6 protein-coding genes and 3 pseudogenes are annotated in these 6647 nt (G+C 58.1%); 8 read left to right on the top strand and 1 reads right to left on the bottom strand.

Translation table 11 applies throughout. From position 1 onward, the window contains the following. From ACTJLC_RS31520 to ACTJLC_RS31505, 4 genes and pseudogenes are all read left to right on the top strand, one after another. The coding region (locus ACTJLC_RS31520) for an IS110 family transposase (RefSeq protein WP_440846362.1) at positions 1-480 on the top strand (480 nt) is incomplete at its 5' end. Between the two features lie 374 nt (positions 481-854). Next, positions 855-1802, top strand: a pseudogene (locus ACTJLC_RS31515) (Mu transposase domain-containing protein); the annotation flags it as partial. After that, positions 1795-2595, top strand: a complete 801-nt coding sequence (istB, locus tag ACTJLC_RS31510; protein ID WP_440846360.1) for an IS21-like element helper ATPase IstB — start codon at positions 1795-1797, stop codon at positions 2593-2595. The pseudogene ACTJLC_RS31515 and the gene istB, both read left to right, overlap by 8 nt. A gap of 209 nt (positions 2596-2804) precedes the next feature. Next, a pseudogene (locus tag ACTJLC_RS31505) lies at positions 2805-3206 on the top strand (transposase); the annotation flags it as partial. A 326-nt stretch (positions 3207-3532) separates the two neighbouring features. Here ACTJLC_RS31505 and ACTJLC_RS31500 read toward each other — a convergent pair. After that, positions 3533-4114: a YceI family protein gene (locus ACTJLC_RS31500; RefSeq protein WP_440846358.1), complete on the bottom strand. Its 582-nt coding sequence runs from the start codon at positions 4112-4114 to the stop codon at positions 3533-3535. A gap of 555 nt (positions 4115-4669) precedes the next feature. Here ACTJLC_RS31500 and ACTJLC_RS31495 point away from each other — a divergent pair. From ACTJLC_RS31495 to ACTJLC_RS31480, 4 genes and pseudogenes are all read left to right on the top strand, one after another. Beyond that, positions 4670-4804 (top strand): annotated as a pseudogene (locus ACTJLC_RS31495) (hydrolase); the annotation flags it as partial. A gap of 143 nt (positions 4805-4947) precedes the next feature. Next, positions 4948-5394 (top strand): DoxX family protein, encoded by a 447-nt coding sequence (locus ACTJLC_RS31490; protein ID WP_440846356.1) that lies wholly within the window; start codon positions 4948-4950, stop codon positions 5392-5394. A gap of 54 nt (positions 5395-5448) precedes the next feature. Beyond that, the gene (locus ACTJLC_RS31485; protein ID WP_440846354.1) at positions 5449-6369 is read left to right on the top strand and encodes a glyoxalase; all 921 of its coding nucleotides are present in this window, start codon (positions 5449-5451) and stop codon (positions 6367-6369) included. Continuing rightward, positions 6366-6647, top strand: a 282-nt coding sequence (locus ACTJLC_RS31480; RefSeq protein WP_440846352.1) for a DUF1275 family protein, incomplete at its 3' end; no start/stop codon positions are given. The genes ACTJLC_RS31485 and ACTJLC_RS31480, both read left to right, overlap by 4 nt.

Below are 6647 nucleotides of genomic sequence, written 5' to 3'. Positions count from 1 at the left end.
ATCGGTGACCTGCTTAGCCATCTTGGTCGTCTTGACGAACGGATCAAGGAGTACGACAAATATCTCGCACAATTAGCTAAACAGAATGATAGAGCACGTCGATTGATGAAGCTTGCTGGCGTGGGGCCGACGACTGCAACAGCCATAGTAGCCAGCGTCGGAAACGGGCACGACTTCAAAAGCTCGCGGCAGTTCTGTGCATGGTTGGGACTGACACCGGGGCAACATAGTTCGGGGGGCAAGGCTAGACTCGGAAGTATCACCAAGACTGGCGACAGCTACCTTCGTACGCTGCTCGTCTTGGGCGCGAGATCGCTGCTTATGAAGGCAACCGCCCATTCAGACCCAGTTAGCCGTTGGGCCGTGCAACTGAAGCAGCGGCGAGGATTCGGTCGCGCAGTCGTTGCAATTGCAGCCAAGAACGCGCGAATGTGTTGGGCCGCGCTGCGTCTGGGCGACGCGTTCAAGGTCCCGGTCTAGTTGGCACTCCGCGCGTGTGAATTCAGTTAGTCATGACGTCGTTTGTACGGCAGTAAAGCCAGCATGGTGTGACATGCAGTTGTCGATGAGTAAAGAGGTTGGACCTGCGCTGAGGAATGCTCGCTCATGTTGTTGGGCGTAACAGGCACTGCTGTAGCCTAAATCCCCGTTGTATGACTGGAGCCTTTGGCGCGCGTCTTTCATCAGGGACCACTGCCGTTTGGGGCAGTAGAAATGTCCGTTTGTAGACACGCCGTCCACATACCTCGAGCTCATCACAAACGTGCTGACTGATGAAAGCAATCGAAGAATCACTCGATACCTGTCGGCAACGGTCAGGTACGGCAAGTTGTTGCTTGCAAAGCGAGGAAGTCCTTGTAGACAATATGAAAACGGCCGTAGACAAGGTGCACAAAGGCAAGGGTCGCACGGTCAATCCGCGTTTCGCAGTGATATGTTCGCACTACCTGTTCGATCCGGACTTCTGCAACGTCGCCAGTGGCTGGGAGAAAGGCGTCGTCGAGAAGAACGTGCAGGACAGCCGCCTGCGTATCTGGATTGAGGCGCGTGGGCAACGCTTCGGCAGTTTCGCTGATCTGAATGCATGGCTGGCGACACGGTGCCGGTCGTTGTGGGAGCAGGTGAAGCATCCGGACTATCGTGAGCTGAGCGTCGCCGACGTGTTCGAGCAGGAACGCGCCCATCTGATGCCGATGCCAACACCGTTTGACGGTTATGTTGAGCGTGCGGCACGAGTCTCGTCGACCTGCCTGGTGGTGATTGGCCGCAATCGCTATTCCGTGCCATGCGAATTCGCAGGCCAGATGCTCAGCACGCGGCTCTATCCTGGCCGTGTTGTGGTGGTGGGCGACGATGCCGTGGTGGCCGAACACGATCGACTGGCCGACGAAGGACAGGTGCGATACGAGTGGCAGCATTACATCCCGTTGATCCAGCGCAAGCCTGGCGCGCTGCGCAACGGTGCGCCGTTCCAGGATATGCCCGAGCCGCTGCAACGGCTGCGTCGGGCGTTACTACGCGAGCCAGGTGGCGACCGGGTAATGGCTAAGGTTCTGGCGCTGGTCCCGGAAAGCGGTCTGGATGCCGTAGTGGTTGCAGTCGAACTCGCATTGGAGCAGGCGCCGCCCTCCGGGCGCGTGAGCGTCGAGCATGTGGTGAACGTGCTGTCGCGCATGCGCAGCGTGCAGATGCCGCCGAAGATCGATACTGCGCTACAACTGACGACACCGCCGCTGGCCGACACATCGCGCTACGACGGGCTGCGCCCGGCGCTGCAACAGCCGGAGGCCGGTCATGCGTGATCTGATCGCCGAACGCAAACACTTGCGGCTGCACGGCATGGCTGCCGGCTGGGGCGAACTGCTCGAACAGGTGAATGTCGAGGCGGCGTCTTCGCAATGGCTGCTCGAACGGCTGTTGCAGGCCGAGGTCGCGGATCGGGCCGTACGTTCGGTCAGCCACCAGATGAACGCGGCGAAGTTCCCGGTACATCGCGACATCGCGGGCTTCGACTTCGATGGCTCGCCGGTCGAGCGCCAGCTCGTCACGCAACTGGCCGGCATGACGTTCACCGAGGGCGCGCACAACCTGGTTCTGGTCGGCGGCCCGGGCTCGGGCAAGACGCATCTGGCGACCGCCATCGGCGGGTCCGGCATCATGCACCACGGCAAGCGGGTGCGCTTCTACTCGACCGTGGATCTGGCCAACGCACTGGAGCAGGAGAAGGTGCAGGGACGCGCCGGGAGGATCGCGTCGAGCCTGCTTCGCCTCGACCTGGTCATTCTGGACGAACTCGGGTATCTGCCCTTCAGCCAGGCCGGCGGGGCGTTGCTATTCCACCTGCTGAGTCGCCTGTACGAGCATACAAGCGTTGCGGTGACAACGAATCTGGACTTCGCCGAATGGTCCAGTGTGTTCGGCGACGCGAAGATGACCACGGCATTGCTGGACCGGCTGACGCATCACTGCCACATCGTGGAAACCGGCAACGAAAGCTACCGTTTCCGCCATAGCAGCGCCAGTGCAAAGAAGCGTATGCGCTCGCGCGAAGCAGCGCGCAGAGCCGACGGTGCAAGCGCGAACGAATCGGCCTGATCGTCGCTTGCCGCGCAGTGGAAGCCGCTACGGGCTACGCCCTTCGCAGCTTCCACTGCGCAATGCATCCTCATACGAAGGAGGACAACCACTCCGGAAACCCATACACTTATCCACAACCGGTCCTTCTTCAGGCCGGTCTCCACCCCGGCTCAAAGCTCGATCGGCGCGGTGGCTCAAAATTCATTCGGCGCGGACACAGTCTGTTTCGTGACAACCCGGACTGCCAGAAAGTTGCCGATATCCCGGGCGTTGGACTTCTCACTGCAACGGCGACCGTTGCGGCCATTGGCGACGTCCGGACGTTCAAATCCGGTCGGGAGTTTGCCGCGTGGCTGGGCCTTGTGCCCAGACAGACTGGAACCGGCGGACGGGTCCGGCAGATGGGCCTGAGCAAGCGCGGCGACACTTTTCTGCGTACGCTACTGATGCACGGCGCCCGCTCGGTGATCATCCAAGGCAAGCGATCGGCTTGGGTTGACGGTCTGCTCAAGCGTAGACCATTTAACGTGGCAGTTGCCGCTGTCGCTAACAAGTTGGCAAGAACCATCTGGGCGGTGCTGGCGCGACCGGAGAAATATCAGGCTCAGCGACCTCTGTCACTGGCCTAGCTTCAACGATTCACAACGTTCGCAACTTTCCAAAGGAGCGCAAGCAAGTGCTGCATGATGGCTAACAGGTTGGACCGGGGCGAGGAAAACCCGATAAGGAAGATGAACCGTGTGTTCGACTTGCAGATGAGGACCTCGCCAGCGAATTCCATTAGGGCCAGCAGGCAGATACCGGCCTGCGCAAACGGGCCGGACATAAGCGTGCTGCCTAAACCTGACAATCAACATCGCAAAACTGTTTGCAATCCGGGAGGCGTCCACATAAGACCTTCCTTAACTCCACGAAACCCCGGTTATAAAAGATTGTCGATAAGAAAAATTTACTATTAGTCTGCACGAATAGCTTCAGCCTGGATCTTGAGCCGCGTGAACATCCGGAATCCAAGGTTCTTGGAATAATCGACGCCAAAATCATCGCGATTGAATTCGGCGTGCCCATCGATCCCGCAAACCTCGCGCTTGTATAGCGGATTCTGATAACATTTAAAGGAATCGATTGAGATGACTAGCGGACGTGATGCCCCGTGCAATGTAATAACTCCATCAACTTCTACCGGTTGATCTCCGTTGAATTTTATTGCTGAACTTTTGAATGCCGCAACTGGATATCTTTTCGCATCGAGAATCTCCGGACCAACAATTTTCTTGTCGAGGTCGGTGTTGCCGATATCGACACTTGATATTTCGGTTTTAATCTCGAGTCGACCAGATCGAGCCTCCCGGTCAAGGACGACGACACCCGAACTCTTTTGAAATTTGCCTCGCCAAACGGACGCTCCGCCAAAATGGTCCACCTCGAAGCTTGGGTAAGTATGGGTGGGGTCCAAATTGTAGGTGACCGGTGCGGCATAGCCGCATTGAACCCAAAGTATGACAGACGCAGCACAACATAATTTTGCGATTTTCACGAAGCTCCCTGAATCGAAAAAGTAGGTCTTAGTTCCATGTTTCATAAATATTCAAACACCCTCGAATCTCATCGCGAGACTCGATAGAGATTTGTTTGTGAAATAGACTGGCAATCGAAGGCGGATATAGTCGGAAGCCAACGCAGTGCTCGATAGCTCCGCACTGCTCAGAATCGACGATCTGATCGACAAGATCCACTTAATTTTTATAAATTTGTCTGCGAATTTTCTTGCGCGACAATGATTTTCGAGAGACGAGAAAACGCCGAGACCAATCGCAGCACCCTCCTATATAAGACATTTTCTCATTCGATTCTCGATTTACCAGTTGAAAAATCTAGCTGTCGAGTAACAAAGTTATCAGATTCCGTTTTCAGTAGAGATGGTGGTTCAGAGCCATTTAAGCTAATTTAAGGATATCTGCAAGACAATTAAGTCCGGTGCGTGTCCAATGGCATCAGTTGGGGTGTGGTAGTCAATTCAGTAGTGAGACCGATATTCCTGTCCCGCCCATGAGGCGGTCTACATAATCCTCTATCCAAGGAAGCCTTCACCATGGGCAACGCTAAGCTTGAAGTGCTTACTCGGCAGAATAGCCAGCTGATCATCATCGATCATCATCCGCAGATGGCGTTCGGTGTGCAATCGATCAACCGTCGGGTCCTGAAGAACGACGTCGTGGCGCTGGCCAGCGTGCGCACGGCGCAATGCGGCTGCGCCATCGCATGCAACTTGCATGGCCATGCTCACGCGATGGCTTTGAACCGCACGTTACCAACGGGACTCCAGGGCGTTCTGGGGCGCGTCTGGCTGCGCGTGCGGGGCAATCTAAGATGAGCCCCCGGCTTCTCGCCGGCAACCCGCGCTGGGTGAGCGCGCTACTAGGCCTGCCGTGGGTGGCGCCGCTACTGCGCCTGGCGCTGGTTTCGTCTTATTTGATCGGCGGCGTTTATAAGCTGCTGAATTTTAGCGACGCTGTCGCGGAGCAGGCGCATTTCGGCCTGCAACCGGCGGCGGTGTGGGCCGCGCTTGCGATTGTGGTGGAGATCGGCGGTTCACTTTGCGTTGTCGTGCGCCGCTTCACGTGGCTCGGAGCAGGCGGGTTGGCGGCGCTGACTCTGGTCGCGATGGTTGTCGCCAACGACTTCTGGAATCTGGCTGACACCGCTCGCTTCGTGGCCCTCAACAGCTTCTTCGAGCATCTCGGACTGATCTCAGCGCTGGCGCTCGCGACGCGGCTCGATGAACCCGGCGGCTGGCCGGGCGCAGGTCGCGTCTGAGTCAATACCACGCATTTATTCGTTACTTACTCGATACAAATAGGATTTTCGACCATGATCACGCTGCGTTCCACTCTGTTGGCCCTGATGATCGCCGCAGCTGCGGCAACTTCGGCGCCGGCTGCGTATGCCAAGGCCTCGTCGGGTACCGCGCCGACCGCACTGACGCTGGCCGTGGGCCCGCAATATGACACCACCCATGTCTACGTCGCGCCGGAAGATTTCGATCGTTTCACCGACAGCTTCGTGGCCACCTTCGGCGGCAGCAAGTCGAAGCAGGGCGTGTTCCAAGTCACGCCGACGCCGAGCCAGACCATGTCGCAGCTCGTGTTCACGCCCTCCGGTTCGATCTCGGTGTTTGGCTTCAAGACACCCATGCCGTATCCATTCGGTTCGGAACGCACCGGCTACCTCGTGACCGACATGGACGCGGCCGTGAAATCGGCGCGCGCGCGTGGCGCCGACGTGATAGTCGACACTTTCCCCGATCCGGTGGGGCGCGATGTGATCGTGTCTTGGCCTGGTGGCGTGAATATGCAGCTCTACTGGCATAACCAAGCGCCGAACTATGTGCCGCTGCAGTCGGTGCCGGAGAACCGCGTCTACGTCTCAGCGCAGAGTGCCGACAAGCTGGTGCACGACTTCGTCGCATTCTCGCATGGCAAGGTAGTCTCCGACGTGCGTCATGCACCTGGCGTCGAGATCGGGAGACCCGGCGATACCTATCGCCGAATTCGCCTTGAGTCGGGCTTTGGCAAGATGGCCGTGCTGGTCACCGACGGCCATCTACCGTACCCGTTCGGTCATGAAATGACGGGTTACGAAGTGGCCGACCTGGCTGCGACACTGCAGAAAGCCGAGGCCGCTGGTGTGAAGACGCTGGTGCCGAGCTTCGCCTCGGACGGCCGTAACGCGGCGATCGTGCAGTTCCCGGGCGGCTATGTCGCTGAGATCCACGCCGCAGCGGCGAAATGAAGTCCGAGGACACGCTGCTTGCGGGGATCGCCGGCTTCGTCGATACGTTAAGTTTCGTCGCGCTGTACGGTCTGTTCACTGCGCACGTAACCGGCAATTTCGTGCTGATCGGCGCGGGCGTCGGTGGCTACGGCCAGGGCATCCTGCTCAAGCTGGCAGTCAACTGGTTGCGGGTTTCACTCAAGCGCAAGCGGGATGTGAAGAAGCGATGCGGCGTGGGCGCGCAGGAGCGGTTCGAGGGGTGTGAAAAGATCGAGCATTATGCTATTTTTAGCGAT

Origin of the sequence: Paraburkholderia sp. 22099 (assembly GCF_052045835.1) — a bacterium.
Classification (GTDB): Bacteria; Pseudomonadota; Gammaproteobacteria; order Burkholderiales; family Burkholderiaceae; genus Paraburkholderia; species Paraburkholderia terricola.
The sequence above is the reverse complement of the archived record's forward strand: the minus strand, read 5'-3'. Positions and strand labels throughout refer to the sequence as shown.